Source organism: Microbulbifer mixtoriginis (SeqCode), from assembly GCF_052466865.1.
This window is the reverse complement of record NZ_CP174293.1, coordinates 3,657,137-3,676,436: the sequence shown is the minus strand read 5'-3', so window position 1 is coordinate 3,676,436 and position 19,300 is coordinate 3,657,137. Positions and strand designations below refer to the sequence as shown.

General features: G+C 52.3%; 17 protein-coding genes. 14 read left to right on the top strand and 3 right to left on the bottom strand.

The window, feature by feature from the left end; translation table 11 throughout:
- Positions 1 to 7: 7 nt before the first annotated feature.
- The 3 genes from trmD (at position 8) to ACJJJA_RS16540 (ending at position 2,305) form a co-directional block, all read left to right on the top strand.
- On the top strand, positions 8 to 772 hold the full coding sequence (gene trmD, locus ACJJJA_RS16550) for a tRNA (guanosine(37)-N1)-methyltransferase TrmD (RefSeq protein WP_444902800.1): 765 nt from the start codon (positions 8 to 10) through the stop codon (positions 770 to 772).
- 74 nt (positions 773 to 846) lie between these two features.
- Positions 847 to 1,203: a 50S ribosomal protein L19 gene (rplS, locus tag ACJJJA_RS16545; protein WP_286037023.1), complete on the top strand. Its 357-nt coding sequence runs from the start codon at positions 847 to 849 to the stop codon at positions 1,201 to 1,203.
- 349 nt (positions 1,204 to 1,552) lie between these two features.
- The gene (locus ACJJJA_RS16540) at positions 1,553 to 2,305 is read left to right on the top strand and encodes a DsbC family protein (RefSeq protein WP_252082637.1); all 753 of its coding nucleotides are present in this window, start codon (positions 1,553 to 1,555) and stop codon (positions 2,303 to 2,305) included.
- 45 nt (positions 2,306 to 2,350) lie between these two features.
- Here ACJJJA_RS16540 and aspA read toward each other — a convergent pair whose 3' ends face one another.
- The 3 genes from aspA to ACJJJA_RS16525 all read right to left on the bottom strand — a co-directional run bounded on the left by aspA (position 2,351) and on the right by ACJJJA_RS16525 (position 5,927).
- On the bottom strand, positions 2,351 to 3,817 hold the full coding sequence (gene aspA, locus ACJJJA_RS16535) for an aspartate ammonia-lyase (RefSeq protein WP_444884190.1): 1,467 nt from the start codon (positions 3,815 to 3,817) through the stop codon (positions 2,351 to 2,353).
- Positions 3,818 to 3,945: 128 nt separating this feature from the next.
- A complete protein-coding gene (locus tag ACJJJA_RS16530) occupies positions 3,946 to 4,758 on the bottom strand; it encodes a helix-turn-helix domain-containing protein (RefSeq protein WP_252082633.1) in 813 nt (270 codons plus the stop codon).
- 161 nt (positions 4,759 to 4,919) lie between these two features.
- Complete coding sequence (locus tag ACJJJA_RS16525; RefSeq protein ID WP_444902799.1) at positions 4,920 to 5,927, bottom strand: asparaginase; 1,008 nt, start codon at positions 5,925 to 5,927, stop codon at positions 4,920 to 4,922.
- 384 nt (positions 5,928 to 6,311) lie between these two features.
- On the opposite strand from ACJJJA_RS16525, the gene ACJJJA_RS16520 reads away from it, so the two are divergent.
- From ACJJJA_RS16520 to ACJJJA_RS16470, 11 genes are all read left to right on the top strand, one after another.
- Positions 6,312 to 7,634: a homoserine dehydrogenase gene (locus ACJJJA_RS16520; protein WP_444905257.1), complete on the top strand. Its 1,323-nt coding sequence runs from the start codon at positions 6,312 to 6,314 to the stop codon at positions 7,632 to 7,634.
- Between the two features lie 91 nt (positions 7,635 to 7,725).
- Positions 7,726 to 9,138, top strand: coding sequence for a threonine synthase (gene thrC / locus ACJJJA_RS16515; protein WP_444900211.1), 1,413 nt, complete (start codon positions 7,726 to 7,728; stop codon positions 9,136 to 9,138).
- Positions 9,139 to 9,187: 49 nt separating this feature from the next.
- Entirely contained in the window at positions 9,188 to 10,915 is a 1,728-nt protein-coding gene (gene recJ / locus ACJJJA_RS16510; RefSeq protein ID WP_444884193.1) for a single-stranded-DNA-specific exonuclease RecJ, read from the top strand.
- A 77-nt stretch (positions 10,916 to 10,992) separates the two neighbouring features.
- The gene (locus ACJJJA_RS16505; protein ID WP_444884194.1) at positions 10,993 to 11,904 is read left to right on the top strand and encodes a DMT family transporter; all 912 of its coding nucleotides are present in this window, start codon (positions 10,993 to 10,995) and stop codon (positions 11,902 to 11,904) included.
- Between the two features lie 9 nt (positions 11,905 to 11,913).
- Positions 11,914 to 12,534 (top strand): LysE family translocator, encoded by a 621-nt coding sequence (locus tag ACJJJA_RS16500; protein ID WP_444902798.1) that lies wholly within the window; start codon positions 11,914 to 11,916, stop codon positions 12,532 to 12,534.
- Positions 12,535 to 12,567: 33 nt separating this feature from the next.
- Positions 12,568 to 13,017, top strand: coding sequence for a hypothetical protein (locus ACJJJA_RS16495; RefSeq protein ID WP_444884196.1), 450 nt, complete (start codon positions 12,568 to 12,570; stop codon positions 13,015 to 13,017).
- 37 nt (positions 13,018 to 13,054) lie between these two features.
- On the top strand, positions 13,055 to 13,450 hold the full coding sequence (locus tag ACJJJA_RS16490) for a MerR family transcriptional regulator (protein ID WP_444884197.1): 396 nt from the start codon (positions 13,055 to 13,057) through the stop codon (positions 13,448 to 13,450).
- A 100-nt stretch (positions 13,451 to 13,550) separates the two neighbouring features.
- Positions 13,551 to 14,646, top strand: a protein-coding gene (gene prfB, locus ACJJJA_RS16485; protein ID WP_157533496.1) for a peptide chain release factor 2 whose coding sequence is annotated in 2 segments (ribosomal slippage) — positions 13,551 to 13,622 and positions 13,624 to 14,646 — 1,095 coding nt in all. Because the reading frame shifts where the segments join, the coding sequence is not laid out codon by codon here.
- An 84-nt stretch (positions 14,647 to 14,730) separates the two neighbouring features.
- The gene (gene lysS, locus ACJJJA_RS16480) at positions 14,731 to 16,215 is read left to right on the top strand and encodes a lysine--tRNA ligase (RefSeq protein ID WP_444902797.1); all 1,485 of its coding nucleotides are present in this window, start codon (positions 14,731 to 14,733) and stop codon (positions 16,213 to 16,215) included.
- Positions 16,216 to 16,384: 169 nt separating this feature from the next.
- Entirely contained in the window at positions 16,385 to 17,251 is an 867-nt protein-coding gene (locus ACJJJA_RS16475; RefSeq protein ID WP_444884199.1) for a hypothetical protein, read from the top strand.
- 1,193 nt (positions 17,252 to 18,444) lie between these two features.
- On the top strand, positions 18,445 to 18,873 hold the full coding sequence (locus ACJJJA_RS16470; RefSeq protein ID WP_444902796.1) for an MAPEG family protein: 429 nt from the start codon (positions 18,445 to 18,447) through the stop codon (positions 18,871 to 18,873).
- The last annotated feature ends 427 nt before the right edge of the window (positions 18,874 to 19,300 follow it).

Below are 19,300 nucleotides of genomic sequence, written 5' to 3'. Positions count from 1 at the left end.
CTGAGCGATGACTAAAAAAATCGCTCTGGTAAGCATTTTTCCGGAGATGTTTGCTGCATTGACCGAGTATGGTGTCAGCGGTCGGGCCGTCAAAGATGGCCTGTTGGAAGTGCGCTGCTGGAACCCTCGGGATTTCACCAGTGACAAGCATCGCACTGTGGATGATCGCCCTTATGGCGGTGGTCCCGGAATGGTGATGATGGCTGAACCCCTTTATCAGTCCCTGCAGGCCGCGCGCGCCTGGGCTGGGGAAGAGGGCGAAGCTGTACGCACTATCTACCTGTCTCCGCAGGGACAGCAACTGGATCAGCGCGGGGTCGAAAACCTCTCTGGCGCTGGCAATCTGGTTTTGCTGGCCGGGCGCTACGAAGGGGTAGATGAGCGTATCGTCGAATCAGTGATCGACGAGGAGTGGTCCATTGGTGACTATGTCCTAAGTGGTGGTGAACTGGCTGCTATGGTGTTGGTGGATACCATTACACGGCTGATTCCCGGCGCGCTAGGGCACGACCAGTCGGCGGTTGAGGATTCATTCTCCTCGGGTTTGCTCGACTGTCCCCACTATACCCGGCCCGAACAGTACCGGGGTGTGGCGGTACCGGAAGTGTTGCTCTCGGGCAACCACGAAAGAATACGCCGCTGGCGCCTGAAGCAGGCACTGGCGCGCACACAGCAGCGTCGACCCGACCTTTTGGATGGGCTGGAGCTGAACAAGGAGCAGAAGCAACTGTTGGAAGAAATTCAACAGGAGCGGAAATCCGATAAAACTTGATGCCGGATTCGCCGGGAGGCGGGAGTAGTTCGGTGAACTAGCTGAGAAGCTACATAAACTCTATTTGGGAGCAAATCCAAATGACTAACAAAATTATCCAGCAGCTGGAGCAGGAACAGCTGAAGAGCGAAGTACCTCCCTTCGCGCCGGGCGACACTGTAATCGTTCAAGTGAAAGTAAAAGAAGGTAACCGCGAGCGTCTGCAGGCGTTCGAAGGTGTGGTAATCGGCAAGCGCAACCGCGGCCTGAACTCCTCCTTTACCGTGCGTAAAATCTCCCACGGTGTTGGTGTTGAGCGTACTTTCCAGACTCACAGCCCGCTGGTTGACAGCATCAAGGTTAAGCGTCGTGGTGACGTACGCCAGGCTAAACTCTACTACCTGCGCAGCCTGACTGGTAAAGCCGCACGTATTAAAGAGAAGCTTAACTAAGCACCTCTCATACAGCTCGCAGAAAAGCCGGGGTTATTCTCCGGCTTTTTTGTATCCGTAGTCTTCCCTTTATGGCCAGTCATGTGCCAAGCCCGAAAGGCTGAATTGCCATGGAAGTGCATTTGAACTTCTGGCCTCACGCTTCTCCCTTTGTCCCCGACAGCTACGCTATCTACCCCTGTATCCTTTAGATCAGCGCACAACTTGGGAGTTTGTACGTAGTGTCCAGTGCCTGAATATGTTAAAACGCGCCATGTGGATCTGAAATGGCATATAGCTGCCATACTGGCTGGAACTGAAGGCCGACGTTTGAGTCGAACCTCATTGAGAATTTAAGGAGCAATCGGTAATGATGCTTATCAAGAAGCCGCTGGCGCTCGCTGGAGTGCTGCTCGGTCTGCTTGGCCCAGCGGCCCTTGCAGAGGTCGACGCAAACGTTGCGAAGACAATCAAAGCCCGCCTTGAGGCAAGTAACCCCAAGCCTACTTATGGTGAAGTGCGTGAGACCCCGATCGAGGGGCTCTACGAAGTAGAGCTTGACGGTGGTAGCAGTACTCTGTTTGTCTCAGCCGATGGCAACCATTTTATTCTGGGGGACCTGTTCCAGGCTAAGACTGGCGGAGGCTTTGCGAACCTCTCTGAGGGGCGCCGAGCAACTCGCCGGGCCAAGGTGATGGAAACCCAAAGCATCGACGATATGATCGTCTTCTCGCCCAAAGGCGAGACCAAAGCGCGTATCTATGTTTTCACCGATGTCGACTGTGGCTATTGCCGCAAGTTGCACCAGGATGTTCCTGAGCTGAACAAGCGCGGGATCGAAGTAAGATATTTGGCATTCCCGCGCGGAGGCCTGCAATCTCTGGGTTATCGCAAGCTCGCTACTGCCTGGTGTGCCGATGACACCAATAAAACGCTCACCGCATTGAAGAACCGCGAAAACGTGCCTTTGCAGGTCTGCAATAACAACCCGGTTGCCGCCCAATATAAATTGGGTAACGAGGTGATCGATGTACGCGGCACGCCCACTATTGTGATGGAGGATGGCAGGGTTGTGCCCGGTTATCTGCCTCCAGCCACTCTAATTAAAGAGCTGGGTATTTAAGATCAGCGGAAGAAAGCGGCCTCTCTAAAGCGGCCGCTTTTTTATCTAAGTCGGGCTCTTCAATGCTACTTTACGTGGCTGAGTCATATTCTCTGGAGCGAGAATATCATTTAACTCTTCCTCACTTAGTAACCCCTCATCCAAAATCAACTGCTTGACGCTCGCGCCCGTCATCAATGCTTGCTGGGCAATACGAGTGGCATTTTCGTAGCCGATAAACGGATTTACCGCGGTGATCAGGCCGATACTGTTTTCTACCAACTGCCGGCAATGCTCTTCATTCGCGCTGATGCCATTGACACAGCGTTGAGCCAAGGTATGCATAGCTTGGGTCATTAAGCGCATAGACTGTAGCAAGTTGAAGGCGATAACTGGTTCCATGACATTTAACTGCAGCTGGCCCGATTCCGCTGCCAAGGTGATTGTCAGGTCGTTACCGATTACTTGGTAGGCCACCTGGTTGACCACCTCGGGAATTACTGGATTTACCTTACCAGGCATAATGGAGGAGCCTGGCTGCATCGGTGGCAGATTGATTTCATTGAGACCTGCGCGAGGGCCGCTGGAGAGAAGGCGTAGGTCGCTGCAGATCTTTGAAATTTTTACTGCGATACGTTTCATTACCCCGGAAAACATGACGAAGGCACCCATATCAGAAGTGGCCTCTACTAGATTTTCCGCGCAGACAAAGTCGATGCTGGAAATTTCAGACAGTGCCGATACAACCAGTTGACGATATTGCGGGTCGGTATTAATACCTGTACCGATTGCGGTGCCGCCCATATTGATTTCTTTAAACAGGGCTACTAGCTCTTTAACCCGAGCGACATCTTCACGAATGGTTGCAGCAAAAGCGGCAAACTCCTGCCCCAGGGTCATGGGTACTGCATCCTGTAGCTGGGTGCGGCCCATTTTAATAACCTGTGCAAATTCCTTGGCTTTGCCATCAAATTCGATACACAGCTCCTCCATAGACTGCACCAGGTCGTTGTAGCTGAGCAGGACTGCTAGGTTGATGGAGGAGGGGTAAACATCGTTGGTGGATTGCGATAGGTTTACATGGTTGTTGGGGTGAGCGTTTTTGTATTCACCCTTATTGTGGCCGAGCAATTCCAGCGCGCGATTGGCAATTACTTCATTGGCGTTCATATTGGTGGAGGTGCCGGCACCGCCTTGAATCATGTCTACCAGGAATTGATCGTGCAGCTTGCCTTCAATAATTTCATCGCAGGCTTTGGCAATTGCCGCTTCCAGGTTCTTTTCCAGGTAGCCGAGTTCGCAGTTGGCATGAGCCGCAGCCTTCTTCACCATGGCCAGCGCTTTGACCAAATTAGGGAAGTGGTTGAGGGTGATACCAGTAATTTGGAAGTTTTCCAGGGCGCGCAGGGTTTGAATGCCAAAATAGACATCGGCCGGTACTTCGCGCTCTCCGAGCAAGTCTTTTTCGGTGCGGTATTCACTACTGGTAGTGAATACCGGCATGGGTTTTAGGGTGTGGAAATCGTTTGTCATGGACTTCTGCTTTCTCTTCATCTGCATAAGGGCAAGTGCACCAATAACCAGAATTAACCTGGGTTACGGGGTGCCCGTGGTTGTTATCATTTGGGCCTCTTGGTTGGGCCTTTAATAGAAATTCATGCTTAAAGTGGAGTGGCAAAAAAACTCTGTGGACCTTCAGTGTTTGAGGCTCGGATATTTTCGCGAATACTGCGATTGATCTCATCGGAATCCGGGCCAAATACCCCACACAGTTTTAATGCGTTTTTGATGCTGATATTACGTCCGAGAGATTCCAGCAATACTTTTGTACATACGGGTTCGCGCCGGTCACTGGCAGAGGCGCCCAGCTTGAGGCCGGATAAATAACTCACTCGGCTTTTATAGGTGGGATAGAGGATTGTCTGGGCGATTTCGTTGCGTGTCAGCGCTTCGTAGCCAATCAAAAATATACGCTCAGAGAGAAAAAGCAGCATGCCTTTGTAGCGGGACTTGTACCACTCCTCCCTATCTGGATAGCGCATGCGCTCGAAGCGCTGGAAGTAATATCCTTCCCCATCGGACTCGATATGCAGCAGGCTGCGAATAATATGATCGGGAAAAGTCATCGAGTAGTGATATTCAAAGTAAAAGCCCAGGTATTTATCAGCGCGCCCTTGTGACTCCCGCATTAGCAAGTCAATATCCATAGAGTAGGGGCGGGAGGATTCGACAGTCGTAGCGGTGCGGCGCACCCGAACAATTTGCTCAAACTGTTCGGCGGGCATCAAAATTTCATGGGGTTCAACACCAAAGAAGTGGCAGATTTTACTGAGAGTGTACTGTGAGGGCTGAGTATTGCCGCTGAGGTATTTGTTAAATTGTGCTCGGTTCACACCCATGCGCCGACACACTTCGGCGATGGAGCGATAGAAACTGCACAGCAGGCGTAAGTTTTGTGAAAAATTATTGCTCATCAAGGAGTATCTGCTTCTGGTCTAAATGCCCAGTATTTTCCTCTAAACCAATACCTGGCCACATTTGGTCGCCCGATAAAAAGCCGTCGGGATTTATATCTGCAACGATAAGCTAGCAGAATTTTTTCTGCGCATTGCTCAATAAATCCCGTTTGATTTTGTTAGGGGGTGCATTCCCCGCATAGCGGGGTTTCCATTAAGTCTTTAACTTCACTGTTTGTGTGGTTCATGGCTAACAGGTGATTCAATTTGGCATAGCAGGCTTCGCTGGTCATATCCAGGCCACCGATCACACCGGCGCGCAGTAGTGCGGAGCCGGCAGCGTACTTGCCGAGATCCACATGGTTTTCCAGGCATTGTGATACCGCCACACAAATAATTCCCAGCTCTGTAGCTCTGGTAAGCTGCTCGGTAAATGCCTGATTGTCGGTGGGGGCATTGCCGGTACCGTAGGTTTCAATCACTATACCGCGTGGGCGTGCTTCAATAACTTTACTGAGAAACAGCGGAGTAATTCCGGGGAATAGTTTCACTAATACAACGCTGCCATCGGTGTTATCGGGGATTTCAAACTGCGGTGTGTCTCCGTGCATCAATAAAGCATTAGGATCGATATGCACCTGGATGCCCACTTCGCCGAGGCTCGGATAATTGGGACTGGAGAAGGCATCCAGTGAGCCGGAGCTAACTTTTACCGCACGGTTGCCACGCAACAGCTTGCCGTTAAAGTAGAGGCAGACCTCACCGATACTATCTGAACCGCTCAATAGCAAGGCGGCGATTAAATTGTTATAGGCGTCGCTGCGCATTTCCCGCAAGGGGATCTGAGAGCCGGTTACCACTACCGGTTTGGCCAGTCCCTGCAGGGCGAAGGACAGCGCGGAGGCGGTATAAGCCATAGTATCGGTGCCGTGCAGCACAACAAAGCCTGTGTAGTGGCTATAGTTGTCGCGTATCAGGGCGGCGATGCGGTACCAGTCCTGGGGCTGCATATTGGCGCTGTCGAGGAGCGGGTCGAGGGCCTGGAAATCATAGCTCGGCAGTTGGCCGATCACATCCTGTAGCAGGCGCTGCAGGGCATCTTCAAGATCGGCGTCCGGCACATAGCCGGATTCACTGCGGCGCATTCCCAGGGTTCCGCCAGTATAAAGGATAAGGGTTTTTTTCATCACTCGACCGCTATCTGAGTCCGTTTTTCAGTGCGCCCATTTTTTGGAAAAGGCGCGGTGGATGCAATTTCGCAGGTTGCTGGTACCTGATGCTAGTAGATGCACTTATAGCATCTACTGAGGATGGCTCCTATTTCAAGGAGTTCTTTTGGGTGACAAAAGTTTCGTTTACCCCATCGTTGAGGGTGGAGTTTGGCTGGCGCAATTTTATTGACTTTTTTGCTTTCAGCTCGGTAAGGTTGTCGATATTTTGTTAATTTTATTTGTTTTTATTGCGTCTTCTCCTGGTGTGGCATTTTAGGTTGGGGTGCATTACCGGGGGCCTACGCGCGGAGGGAATTTGTGAGCGCAACAATTGAAGACGTCGCAGAGGCGGCGGATCAGATGCCTGCGGTAGAGCCGCAGCGTGCAGTGCGTATTGGTGTTTGCGGTTTGGGCACGGTGGGCAGCGGAACAATCAATGTCCTGGCGCGCAATGGAAACGAAGTGGCCGCGCGTTGTGGCCGTTCGGTAGTGATTGAGCAGGTCGGGGCCCGCCGCGACAACCCCGATTGCGATACCAGTGGGCTGGATGTTACCCGCGATATCTTCGATGTCGCCAACAACCCCAATGTCGACATTTTGGTGGAGCTGATTGGCGGCACCACGGTAGCGCGCGAGCTGGTCTTGGTGGCAATTGAAAACGGCAAGCATGTGGTGACCGCGAACAAGGCACTGATCGCCGAGCACGGTAATGAGCTGTTTGAACTGGCCGCACAAAAGGGCGTCACCATTGCCTATGAAGCGGCCGTGGCCGGCGGCATCCCTATTATTAAATCCCTGCGCGAAGGCCTGGTGGGCAACCGCATCGAATGGCTCGCCGGCATTATTAATGGCACAGGAAATTATATCCTCACTGAAATGCGCGAGAAGGGGCGCAGTTTTGATGAGGCTCTGGTTCAGGCACAGGCTCTGGGATATGCAGAAGCAGACCCGACCTTCGATGTAGAAGGCATCGATGCTGCGCACAAGCTGGTAATTATGGCCTCCCTGGCTTTCACTATCCCGCTTGCCTTCGACAAGGTATATACCGAGGGTATCAGCCGCATTTGTCCGGAGGATATCCGCTATGCCGATGAACTCGGCTATCGCATTAAACATCTGGGCATCGCACGCCGCACAGAGCAGGGGGTGGAACTGCGGGTACATCCAACCCTGATTCCACAGCGTCGCCTGATCGCCAATGTAAATGGTGTGATGAATGCGGTGTTGGTCAACGGCGATGCGGTGGGGCCAACGCTGTATTACGGCGCAGGCGCCGGTGCCGAAGCTACAGCCTCGGCAGTGATTGCCGATATTGTCGATGTGGCGCGCACCCTGGATGCCAAGCCGGATCAGCGGGTACCGGCTGCCGGGGTGGCCTTGGCAGAGCAGGGCGATACCCTGGTGTTGCCGGAGGAAGAGGTGGTCACCAGCTATTACCTGCGTATTTCCGCTCATGATAAGCCGGGTGTTATGTCCAAGGTGGCAACTATTTGTAGCGATCAGGGCATCAGCATTGAGGCCCTGATCCAGCACGAGCCGGTCGATGGGGAAGAGTTGGTCCCAGTGGTGATTCTCACCAGCCGTGCCAGGGAGGCCTGCCTGCGCGAAGCGGTTACACAAATTGAGGCCCTGGATACGGTTGAAGGGAAAGTGGTGCGTATTCGCGTGGAGAGCCTCGGTTAAGCCCTCTCCCCTATTGCTAGATGGTGCCTTTCTCTATGAATAGGCGCCAGTTTTCTTTATTGCCTACGAGATCCAAGAGCGAAACAACACCGTGAAATTTGTCAGCACCCGCGGCCGCGCGCCGTCTCTCTCTTTTGCCGATACTGTCCTCACCGGGCTCGCCAGCGATGGCGGTCTCTATGTGCCCGAGTCACTGCCGCACTTTTCCAGCAAGGATATTGCGGCTATGGCAGGTATGGATTACCAGCGGTTGGCTTTTGAAATTATCCGGCCGTTTGTGGGAGAGGATCTTAGTGAGCGGGAGCTGCGCAATATTATCGAGCGCTCTTATGGTTTGGGGCAGGGGCAGTTTCGTCACAGGGCGGTAGCGCCTTTGGTGCAGACCGATACCAACGAGTGGATTCTGGAGCTTTTCCACGGCCCGACTCTGGCCTTTAAAGATTTTGCCCTGCAGTTTCTCGGTCAGTTGTTCGACCACCTGCTGAAAAAGCGTGGTGAGCGCGTGGTGGTGATGGGGGCGACTTCGGGGGATACCGGTTCGGCGGCAATTGAAGGCTGCCGCCACTGCGACAATATCGATATTTTTATTTTGCATCCCCACAATCGGGTCTCAGAAGTACAGCGCCGGCAGATGACCACAGTGTTGTCAGACAATGTGTTCAATATCGCCATGGAAGGTAATTTTGACGATTGCCAGAATATGGTGAAGGCCAGCTTCGCCAACCAGTCCTTTTTGCCCGATGGGCGTCGTTTAGTGGCGGTGAACTCCATTAATTGGGCGCGCATTATGGCGCAGATTGTCTACTACTTTTACGCGGCCTTGCGACTGGGCGCACCAGATAAGACGGTAAATTTCTCCGTGCCCACCGGCAATTTTGGCGATATTTTTGCCGGTTACCTGGCAAAGCAGATGGGTTTGCCAATCGACCAGTTGGTGATCGCTACCAATGCCAACGATATCCTGCACCGCTGCATCAGCGATAACGATCACACGCCCAAACCGCTGATACACAGCCTGTCGCCCAGCATGGATATCATGGTGTCGAGCAATTTTGAGCGCCTGCTGTTTGATCTCTACGGCCGCGATGGTGCCGCAGTGGCGGAGTTGCTGGCAGATCGAAGTGTACCTATGCACTTGAGCGAATCGGCCCTGGCGCAGGCCCAAAAGACATTTTCCAGCTATAGGGTCGACGATGCGCGTACTATTGAGGTGATTCGTGAGCAGTACCTGGCGACCGGCTATTTGCTCGATCCCCATACCGCTATTGGTGTCGAGGCCGCAAGAAGGGTGCGCCGCTCCGCCGAGCAGCCAATGGTTTGCTTATCCACCGCACACCCGGCAAAATTCCCCGATGCTGTGGCGCAGGCACTGCCACAAACCGAAATTCCCCTGCCGGCCCATATGCAGGACCTCTGGCAACGCGAAGAGCGATTCAAGGTGCTGCCCAACGACTTGTCCCAGGTGCACGACTATATGGCGACCATGCTGTCCGAAGGGCACTAGCTGGCGCAGCGAGGGACTTGGCGGCCGGATTAAAAATAGCTGAGAGAGAATGAATACAACAATTCAGCGGCGGCCAGTGGATTTTTCCACTGGCCGTTTTGCTTCTGAAACCCCCAAAATTTTGCAGAGGGTACTGCTAGGTCGCGGTATCGTCAGCGAGGAGGCCCTGGACCACAGTCTCGCCAAGCTGCAGCAACCCCAGTCGATGCGGGGGCTGGATACAGCGGTGACACTGCTGGTGGAAGCCGTGCGGGCGCAGCAAAAAATCTTGATCGTCGGTGACTTCGATGCCGATGGTGCCACCAGCAGCACGCTCGCCGTGCTGGCACTGGGGGCCATGGGTGCGCCGGGCGTGGACTTCCTGGTGCCGAACCGCTTTGATTTTGGTTACGGCCTCACCCCGGAAATCGTAGAGGTGGCCAAGGATTACGCCCCGGATATGCTGATCACTGTGGATAACGGCATCAGCAGCATTGATGGGGTGGCGGCGGCCAAGGCCGCAGGCATGACAGTGATCGTAACCGATCACCACCTGCCCGGCAGTGAGCTGCCGGATGCCGATGCCATTGTGAACCCGAACCAGCCGAACTGTGATTTCCCCAGTAAGAATCTCGCCGGTGTGGGAGTTATCTTTTACCTGTTGAGTCGTCTACGCAGTGCCCTGCAGGAATGCGGTTGGTTTGCGCAGAGCGGTATCGCTCCGCCGAATATGGCTGAATATCTCGATTTGGTGGCGCTCGGCACTGTCGCTGACCTGGTGCCGCTGGATCACAACAACCGCATTCTGGTGCACCAGGGTATCGCCCGTATTCGTTCCGGGCGCTGCCGACCCGGTATTTCCGCTTTATTAGAGGTGGCCGGGCGAGACCAACGCAGGCTTTCCACCACCGATATTGGTTTTATCCTGGGGCCACGTATCAATGCGGCCGGGCGCCTGGATGATATTGGCACAGGCATCCGCTGCCTCCTGACCCGCGATCCCAGTGAAGCTCGTGAGTTGGCGGGGGAGCTGGATATGCTCAACCGGGACCGCAAGGCCATAGAGCAGGGTATGCAGCGGGAAGCTCTAGCGGCGTTGGAAGAACTGCAGCTGGAGGGGGAAATTCCCTGGAGCCTGTGTCTCTACGATGCCAATTGGCATCAAGGGGTGGTGGGTATTCTTGCCAGTCGTATCAAGGAGAAATTCCACCGCCCGGTAATTGCCTTTGCCGAAGGGGATAACGGCCTGGTAAAAGGCTCGGCACGTTCCATACCCGGCTTGCATATCCGCGATGCCCTGAGCGATGTGGCCGCAGCCAATCCTGAGCTGATCAGTAAATTCGGCGGTCATGCCATGGCCGCAGGGTTGAGTCTGCCTGCACAAAACCTCGATGCTTTCCGGGCGGAGTTTGAACGAGTGGTGCGCAAGCGCCTGGATGAGAATCAATTGCAGGCCGTGATCGATTCCGATGGTGAATTGGATATTGCAGACTACACCCTGCAAACCGCGGCCCTGTTGCGTGCCTGTGCCCCCTGGGGGCAGGCGTTTCCCGAGCCGGTCTTCGATGGCGAGTTTCTATTGCTTCAGCAACGCATTGTCGGCGAGCGGCACCTGAAAATGGTGGTCGCTCCGCCGCAGGCGCCACAGCTGGCCCTTGATGCCATTGCTTTTAATATAGATACAGACCAGTGGCCGCAGCCCACCGAGCGAGTGCGCCTGGCTTACAAGTTAGACGTCAATGAATTTCGTGGGCGCGAATCCCTGCAATTAATGGTGAGCCTGCTGGAGGCTATATAGGAGCACCTTTCGGAAAGTTGTGAATTGCTTGGAGCTTGTTCACAACAGTAATAAAAAGTGGTTGGAAGTAAAAAGTAGTGAAACGTAAACAAGTCCAGGCCGAAGTCCTGCTGTTATTAGCCGCTCTTTTCTGGGGCGTCGCCTTTGTGCCACAAAAGATCGCCATGGCAGATATTGAGCCGTTGGCGTTCAATGCCTGGCGCTTTATCCTCGGCGGCCTTATTTTAGTGCCTATCGTTTATTGGCTATCTTCGCGCAGAGATGCCCAACCTGGCGAGGCGAACGGACATACCGTTAGCCACCGCTGGAGAGCCTGTTTACCCGGCGGTGCTCTACTCGGTTTTTGGTTGTTCCTAGGTGCGGCGCTGCAACAGATCAGCCTGCTCTACACCACTGCTGGCCGCGCTGGTTTTATCACCGGGTTTTACCTCCTGTTGGTGCCGGTTATCGGTTTGTCCCTCGGGCATAAAACCAATCGCTGGACTTGGGGCGGTATTGGTCTGGCTTTATTTGGCCTCTACTGGCTGGCGGACTTCAGTGAAGAATCTCAGTTAGTTGGCGACCTGATGGTGTTTGCCAGTGCTTTTGTCTTCGCCATCCAGGTGCTCTCTGCGGATCGCTTGGTGAAACGCTACGATGCACTGCGTCTGGCCTGTATCCAGTTTCTGGTCTGTGGTCTGTTGTCGGCCCTGGCATCCCTCTTCACCGAGCAGGCAACGATACAGTCCGCTGTGGATGCGGCCTGGCCGATCGCCTACATGATGATTTTCTCCACTGCGCTGGCATTTACTTTCCAGTTGTTGGCTCAGCGCCATGCGGCACCATCCCACGCCACGGTGATTATGAGCCTGGAGGCGGTGTTTGCTCTAGCGGCAGGCTGGTTATTCCTTAATGAGATGCTTAACACCACAGAATTGATTGGCTGTGGCCTGATGCTGGCTGGGATGCTGGTAAGCCATTATGGGAACCACAGTGGTACCCATCACTAGGAAAATACAATGGAATTGTCTGTACTCGCGCTTTTTGTCCCCGCCAGTTTTTTTGCCTCGGTAACCCCGGGACTGTGCATGATGCTGGCCCTAAGCCTTGGTATTACGGTGGGGGTGCGCCACACCCTGTGGATGATGGTTGGCGAGCTGGTAGGAGTAGCGCTGGTGGCCTTGGCTACGGTGCTCGGTGCGGCGGTGCTAATGGTGCAGTATCCCACTGTATTTCAGCTATTTAAATACTGCGGTGGCGCCTACCTCGCCTGGATGGGTATACAGATGTGGCGTTCCCGGGGGCAGCTGGCTTCTCTTGATGCGGCACAGGGGCGCGCCCGGCCCTCCGCAAAAGCGCTGATGGTTCAGGGGTTTATTACTGCGGTTGCAAATCCTAAGGGGTGGGCCTTCTTTATTGCTCTGTTGCCGCCCTTTATCAACCAAAGCAAGCCCTTGGCACCGCAGCTTTCTATGTTGATCGCCACCATACTGTTGCTGGAAACCTTGTGTTTGCTGATTTACGCTGGGGGTGGTCAGGCCCTCAGTCGCCTGCTGGAACGCGCTGAAAATGTACGTTTAATTAACCGTATTTCCGGTACTTTGATGTTACTGGTGGGAGCCTGGCTGGCGCTGTCTTAAGCTGGGTGGCCATTGCTTTATGGAGGAAGTGTGATGGTGAAAATAAAATTGTCTGCTTTGCTGGTGCTGACTTTACTGGCTATGGCGGCCTGCGGTGGAGCCAAGGAGGAAAAGGCTATGGAAAATCAGGTAGAGAATACCCCGGGCTCCAGTCAGCCAGAGGTGACGTCCAACCCTCCCGCAACTAGGTCGGGCGAACTGGTTTGGGTCTATCGCAAGAGTGGCCGCAAGCAGTGTGAGGGCGGTGGCATGACTTTACAGCAGAGTCAGGCCAAGTTACGGGAAAATGGTTTGATGGTGCAGGAATCCCGCTGCGGTGTGCGCACAGATCGAATGTTTCCGGCTGTCTGTGGTGCGCCCACAGGGGATATATTGTTGCACTTGATCAGTATGGATGCTCTGGATGCCGCCCTGGAGCTGGGTTACGACCCCGCCGAAAAGATGCAGTATCAATTTTCCCAGTGCCGGGATAACAGCGCTTAAGGGTAAACTCTAGTGGTCAATAGGTTGGGAGTTGGCAGTGAATATTTCTCAGGCGGCACAGCATTCGGGGCTCAGTAGTAAGGCCCTGCGCCACTATGAATCGATCGGTTTGGTGACTCCCGCGCGCAAGGCCAATGGCTACCGCCATTACACCGAGGACAATCTGGAGACCTTGCGCTTTATCCAGCGCGCTCGCGCCTGCGGCTTCTCCATAGAGGAGGTACGCACTCTGTTGGGGCTTAAGGGTAATCCCGAGCGACACAGCCGTGAAACCAAGCAGTTGGTGCACGAAAAACTCTCCATGCTAGAAACCCAGTTGCGCGATATGTTGGCAATGCGTGAAACCCTACATTCGTTTATCGACAGTTGTGCCGGTGATGACTCACCGGACTGCGCGATTTTGCAGAAGTTATCCGGTCAGTTCTGCAAATAGGGATTTTGCGCAATTTACAGCGGCTGGCTGACTGGAAGGACCCCCGCGCGCTGCGGTAGAATGCGCGCCGCTTTTTATTTTGTCCGGACACCGAAAGTTCATGGAAATCAATCCCCTCCTCAATCAATTAAAAGACCTCGAAGAGCGCACTGACGTTCTTAGGGGGTATCTTTGACTACGCCAGCAAGAAAGAACGTCTCACCGAAGTAGAGCTGGAGCTGGCTGAGCCAAGCGTTTGGGACGACCCCAACCGCGCACAGGAACTGGGGCGCGAGCGCTCTTCCCTGGAAACGGTGGTTAATACCATCGAAAACCTCGACTCCGGCATTGCCGATTGCCGCGAACTGTTGGAAATGGCAGTCGAGGAAAATGATGAGGACTCCGTAGGGGAGGTCTCCACTGAGATCGAAGGTCTCCAGCAGCAGCTGGGGATTCTGGAATTCCGCCGTATGTTCTCCGGCGAGAATGACGAGAACAATGCCTACCTGGATATTCAGGCTGGCTCCGGCGGTACCGAGGCCCAGGACTGGGCGGAAATGATCCTGCGTATGTACCTGCGCTGGGGTGAAGCCCACGGCTTCAAGACCACCCTGGAAGAGGTCTCCGCGGGGGAAGTGGCCGGTATCAAAAGTGCCACTGTGCATTTCGCCGGCGACCACGCGTTCGGATGGCTGCGCACAGAAACCGGTGTACATCGCCTGGTGCGCAAATCGCCGTTTGATTCCGGCAACCGCCGTCACACTTCTTTCAGCTCGGTATTTGTGTCACCGGAAATCGATGACAATATCGAGATTGAAATCGACAAATCCCAGGTGCGTGAAGACACCTATCGCGCGTCCGGCGCCGGTGGTCAGCACGTGAACAAAACCGATTCTGCGGTGCGTTTGACCCACACAGAATCCGGTATCGTCGTGCAGTGCCAGAGCGAGCGCTCCCAGCACCAGAACCGCGATAAAGCCTGGAAAATGCTGCGCGCAAAAATGTACGAGCAGGAAATGCTCAAGCGCAACGCAGAGAAGCAGGCCATGGAAGACAGCAAGGCCGACATCGGTTGGGGCAGCCAGATCCGCTCCTACGTGTTGGACGACCAGCGTATCAAGGACCTGCGCACCAGTGTCCAGACCAGCAACTGCCAGGCAGTACTGGATGGAGACCTGGACCAGTTTATCGAAGCCAGCCTCAAAGCCGGCCTCTGATTTAAAGACTCCACTCTCACCGCGCCCCTCGTCTCTCACTAATGGGACGAGGGGTAATATCACTCACAAAACTGATAGATCACCATGACTGATATCCAGCAAGACGAAAACAAACTGATCGCCGAGCGCCGCACCAAGCTTTCCGCTCTACGCGAGAAGGGCAATGCTTTCCCCAACAGTTTTCGCCGCGAGAACCTCGCTGCCGACCTGCAAGCTGAGTTCGGCGATAAACAGAAAGAGGAGCTGGAAGAACTGGGTAAACGGGCGTGCGTAGCGGGGCGAATCCTGGCTAAACGCGGACCCTTTATGGTGATCCAGGATGTATCTGATCGTATCCAGCTCTATGCCGATAAAGCGGCACAAAAAGATATTAAAGAGCGCTTCGGTGCCTGGGATATCGGCGATATCGTCGGCGTAAAAGGCACACTGCACAAATCCGGCAAGGGCGATCTCTACGTCAACTGTGAAGAGTACAGCCTGCTAACCAAAGCGCTGCGCCCGCTGCCGGAAAAATTCCACGGCATTGCCGACCAGGAAATGCGCTATCGCCAGCGCTACGTGGACCTGATCGCCACGCCAGAAGCCCGCGAAGTGTTCCGAGTGCGCTCCAAAGTGATCGAGTACATCCGCGACTTCCTCAATGGCCAGCAGTTTATGGAAGTGGAAACGCCCATGCTGCAAGTTATTCCCGGTGGTGCCAGCGCGCGTCCGTTCGTTACCCACCACAATGCGCTGGATATCGATATGTACCTGCGTATTGCCCCGGAGCTGTACCTGAAGCGTCTGGTTGTGGGTGGTTTTGAGCGGGTTTACGAGATCAACCGCAACTTCCGCAACGAGGGCCTGTCCACGCGCCACAACCCCGAATTCACCATGCTTGAGTTCTACCAGGCGTATGCGGACTACAACGACCTGATGGACCTCACCGAGAAGATGCTGCGCGGAATCTGTGAAGATGTACTGGGCTCCACCACTGTGGAATACCAGGACAGCAGCTACGACTTCTCCAAGCCGTTCGCGCGTTTGTCTGTATTCGACTCCATTCTGCACTACAACCCGGAACTGACTGCGGCCGATATCGACAATATCGAATCCGCCCGCGCGGTAGCCGAGAAGCTGGAAATCCCGCTGAAAGGCAGCTGGGGCCTGGGTAAGGTACAGATCGAGATTTTCGAGAAGACTGTAGAGCACCGCCTCGACCAGCCGACCTTTATCACTGAGTACCCAACCGAGGTGTCTCCGCTGGCTCGCCGCAACGATGACAACCCGTTTGTCACCGACCGCTTTGAATTCTTCGTTGGCGGCCGCGAGATTGCCAATGGTTTCTCCGAGTTGAACGACGCGGAGGATCAGGCCGAACGCTTTAAAGCCCAGGTTGCGGAGAAAGATGCCGGTGACGACGAAGCCATGCATTACGATGCCGACTATATCCGCGCGCTGGAATACGGCCTGCCGCCCACTGCTGGTGAGGGCATTGGCATCGACCGCCTGGTAATGCTGTTTACCAACTCTCCATCGATCCGCGACGTACTGCTGTTCCCGCATATGCGCCCTGAAGTGAACGACTAAGCGAGCAAAAACGTAAACCCTGCGCACTATCCCAAGTGCCTACAGCTGCCGCGCCATTTCCGGCGCGGTGCTTTCCCTTTGGTCAATTCCCCGCCTGGCTATCGCTATCTATTCTTAATGGATGCTTATTGAGATTGAACCTCGGTAAAACCATTAAATGGAGATGCTCTTGTCAGTAATAAGGGCGGTGGCAATTATTTCTGGATTAATAGCGCTTTTTTTTTCGTGTGCAATTTCAGCCCAATATGCGCCTCAGAGCCGCCCCCCTGCGACAACCGTAGATGACTGGCGCTTTGCGGCCACCCCCTACATTTTTCTGCCACTTCGCACCAAAGGAAAGGCCACAGTGGCGGATACCACTGTGGATGTAGATCTGAACTTAAGAAAAACCCTAGAGCTCCTGAATGCGGCTTTTTCTGTACGTCTGGAAGCTTGGAGAGGACGCTTTGGACTAGTTTCTGACCTCTATTATGTACACCTCAATTTAAATGAGGGCACAACGATTGCGCCACCCCGAAATCCCCAGTTGGATATAGATGTTGATATCGATGTGAATGTGGATGTTCATCAGGCGTGGGTGGCTGCATTTGGCGCTTACCGGGTACTGCAAGGCCATTTTGGCGAAAGCGAGCGGCGCTATTTTTGGGATATAGGCGTGGGTGTACGTTGGAATCGCCTGAGGCAGGAAGTGAAAGCCCGCGTGGGTATTGATATCGGCAGAATGCCAGAAATCCAAAATCGTTTGGGCGGCCGCAAAAGTTGGTGGGAGCCGACTATTGGTACCCGTGTGGGCTTTGCTGTGAATGACTGCCTGACCCTGGGGGCGCGTACCGAAATCGGCGGTTTTGGAGCTGGTGGTGATGATTTGCAGTGGAATCTATTGGCAGGATTAGACTGGCGCGCCTGGAAAACCACCTCATTGCGCCTGGGCTACCAATATTACAGTATTAATTATTCCGATCGACTTTCTGATGGTCGCTTTGCCTATGATATTACCCAGCATGGACCCTATCTAGCGGTGACTTGGCGCTGGTAAATGGAATAGTTTTTTGTTTCTGCGTTGAGCTTGGTTTCCCTTTATAAATACCTCTTATTAGTAATTAATATCTGTTAAAAAATTTTTCCGTGATCAATTTTTTAAAGTGGTCTCTGGTAAGGGGGGTGAAAATATAACAAATGATTCTATTTAGTTCTAACGTTCTATTTTTGTGGTTGATTGACTTGCTGGAAATTTTAAGCCAGGAGCGAATTTCCATATTAGATGACAGCTATGATAATGATGGTTGAAATTATCACTTTATGAGTCTGCAAGGATATATGAAATTATATTGTGTAAGGCTATTAGAGATAATGCAGGCGCGTTTTTATGTTGTGGCAGTTCTATCAATATCATCAGAGCTCCTTTAATTTGGAAGATATTGATAGTAGAGGTCGGTACGATATAGATGAAGAGCATCCAAATGATGTGATATCTGGCAACGAAGAATGTGATGCATATATATTCTGATTGAAAGTGGGGTTGCTGGTTTTGTAGTTATGGAGCAAGCCGAAATTATTGGGATGTAAATGCCGGAATTGCCTGATATCTTTATTCTTCCAGAATATCGCAATCAAGGGGTGGTAAGTAAAATGGTTAGTGGTATGTGACGCAGTCTATTTGGGGGATATTTTTTCACTTTAGTTTTTGGGGTGTTTTTTCAAAATTAATGTAGCAAAAGTCAGTAAGCTTGAGTCCTCTGAAGCTCCAGAGTTTTATGAGTGTATGGTAACAAATATCAAATAAATATAGGTGTTTTTTAAATGTAAGTTTTTGTTGTGCAGCAATATTTTTATAAAGTTGATTTGCTGTACGTGATAAATGGAGTTGGGGGTTTGGTTTCTGTAAGGTGAATGATAGGATTGTTGAAATGTTGCTTATTGCGCTTGAGTTGATAGGGTCTGAGGCCGGTACCCTTGCTGTGCTAGATATTTGATAAAAGTTAGGAGTAACAGAAAAATATCGATGAGCATAGAGGTCAATTCCTGGGTTTTTAAGAAAGTTAGACGTTAATGTTGTTGAATTGCAGTTTGATGGTTGAGGGAATCCGTACCTGCTTTTGCATGTTGAGTTAGATTAAGTTTTATAGCTATGAGTTGGTGGGTGAGGTGATGTAACTTAAGCTTCGTAATTTTGCTTCCCTAATGGTCCAGTGCATTATTGGAAATAAAAATTTAACTATTGGAAATAAGATGAATTCAACGGTTCAATTAATTCAACCGGTGGTGGCTTTGCTGGTTTGGTCAATGGTTATGTGGTTTTGGATGTATGCAACAAGATTGCCGGCGATTGCATCTATGAAAATGAAGTTGGACTCTGAAGTGCCATCCGGAGTCCAAATGTCACAGCTTCCGGCAAGGGTTAGATGGAAGGCGGATAATTATAATCATTTAATGGAGCAGCCTACTCTATTTTACGCAGCAGTTTTCTCATTGGCTTTTCTAGGTACAGCCACGGAGTTTATCGTTTATACTGCTTGGGTATATGTGGGTTTAAGAGTGATTCATAGTCTTGTTCAGGCTTTAGTGAATAAAATAGAATTTCGCTTTGTTGTCTTCGCTTTATCCAATATTCCCTTGGCAATCTTAATGTATAAAGCAGCGATTCAAGCCTTTAAATAGTGATTAAATAAAAGTAAAACTATTCGTTATATTTTGGTGCTTGTTATTGGTTAAGGTGATATTACCTTGACAAAGCTAATCTGACTTGGTATGTGGCCACTGGCCCAGTTTTGCCGTCGAAGAAAGAGTGCTTTACCAACCCATCTGCTAAGGATGATCATGTCCTCCGAGATTGAATGTTTGTAAGTTGTAAATGGAGGGAAGCATCTTTTTGGCTGCTAGTATTTATTCTAGATTGACCTAGCCTAAGAGCAGGCCCTCTTGTTTGTGGGGTAGGTGGTTTTAATTCTTGGTAACTAGGGGGTAGAATCCCCATTTTTTTGTGTAAGTTTCCTGTTATTTGTTTTTAGTCCGTTTAATGAAAGCAGTATTGTCGATTAATGGATGGGTAGATAATACAAGGAGCTGCTCTTCTAGGGTATAGATT

Bases quoted from the DNA above. Each gene is read 5' to 3' on its own strand.
- ACJJJA_RS16495 (WP_444884196.1), top strand. From the start codon at position 12,568: ATGGTGAAAATAAAATTGTCTGCTTTGCTGGTGCTGACTTTACTGGCT.
- ACJJJA_RS16540 (WP_252082637.1), top strand. From the start codon at position 1,553: ATGATGCTTATCAAGAAGCCGCTGGCGCTCGCTGGAGTGCTGCTCGGT.
- recJ (WP_444884193.1), top strand. From the start codon at position 9,188: ATGAATACAACAATTCAGCGGCGGCCAGTGGATTTTTCCACTGGCCGT.
- lysS (WP_444902797.1), top strand. From the start codon at position 14,731: ATGACTGATATCCAGCAAGACGAAAACAAACTGATCGCCGAGCGCCGC.
- trmD (WP_444902800.1), top strand. From the start codon at position 8: ATGACTAAAAAAATCGCTCTGGTAAGCATTTTTCCGGAGATGTTTGCT.
- aspA (WP_444884190.1), bottom strand. From the start codon at position 3,817: ATGACAAACGATTTCCACACCCTAAAACCCATGCCGGTATTCACTACC.
- ACJJJA_RS16525 (WP_444902799.1), bottom strand. From the start codon at position 5,927: ATGAAAAAAACCCTTATCCTTTATACTGGCGGAACCCTGGGAATGCGC.
- ACJJJA_RS16470 (WP_444902796.1), top strand. From the start codon at position 18,445: ATGAATTCAACGGTTCAATTAATTCAACCGGTGGTGGCTTTGCTGGTT.
- ACJJJA_RS16500 (WP_444902798.1), top strand. From the start codon at position 11,914: ATGGAATTGTCTGTACTCGCGCTTTTTGTCCCCGCCAGTTTTTTTGCC.
- ACJJJA_RS16530 (WP_252082633.1), bottom strand. From the start codon at position 4,758: ATGAGCAATAATTTTTCACAAAACTTACGCCTGCTGTGCAGTTTCTAT.
- ACJJJA_RS16520 (WP_444905257.1), top strand. From the start codon at position 6,312: ATGCCTGCGGTAGAGCCGCAGCGTGCAGTGCGTATTGGTGTTTGCGGT.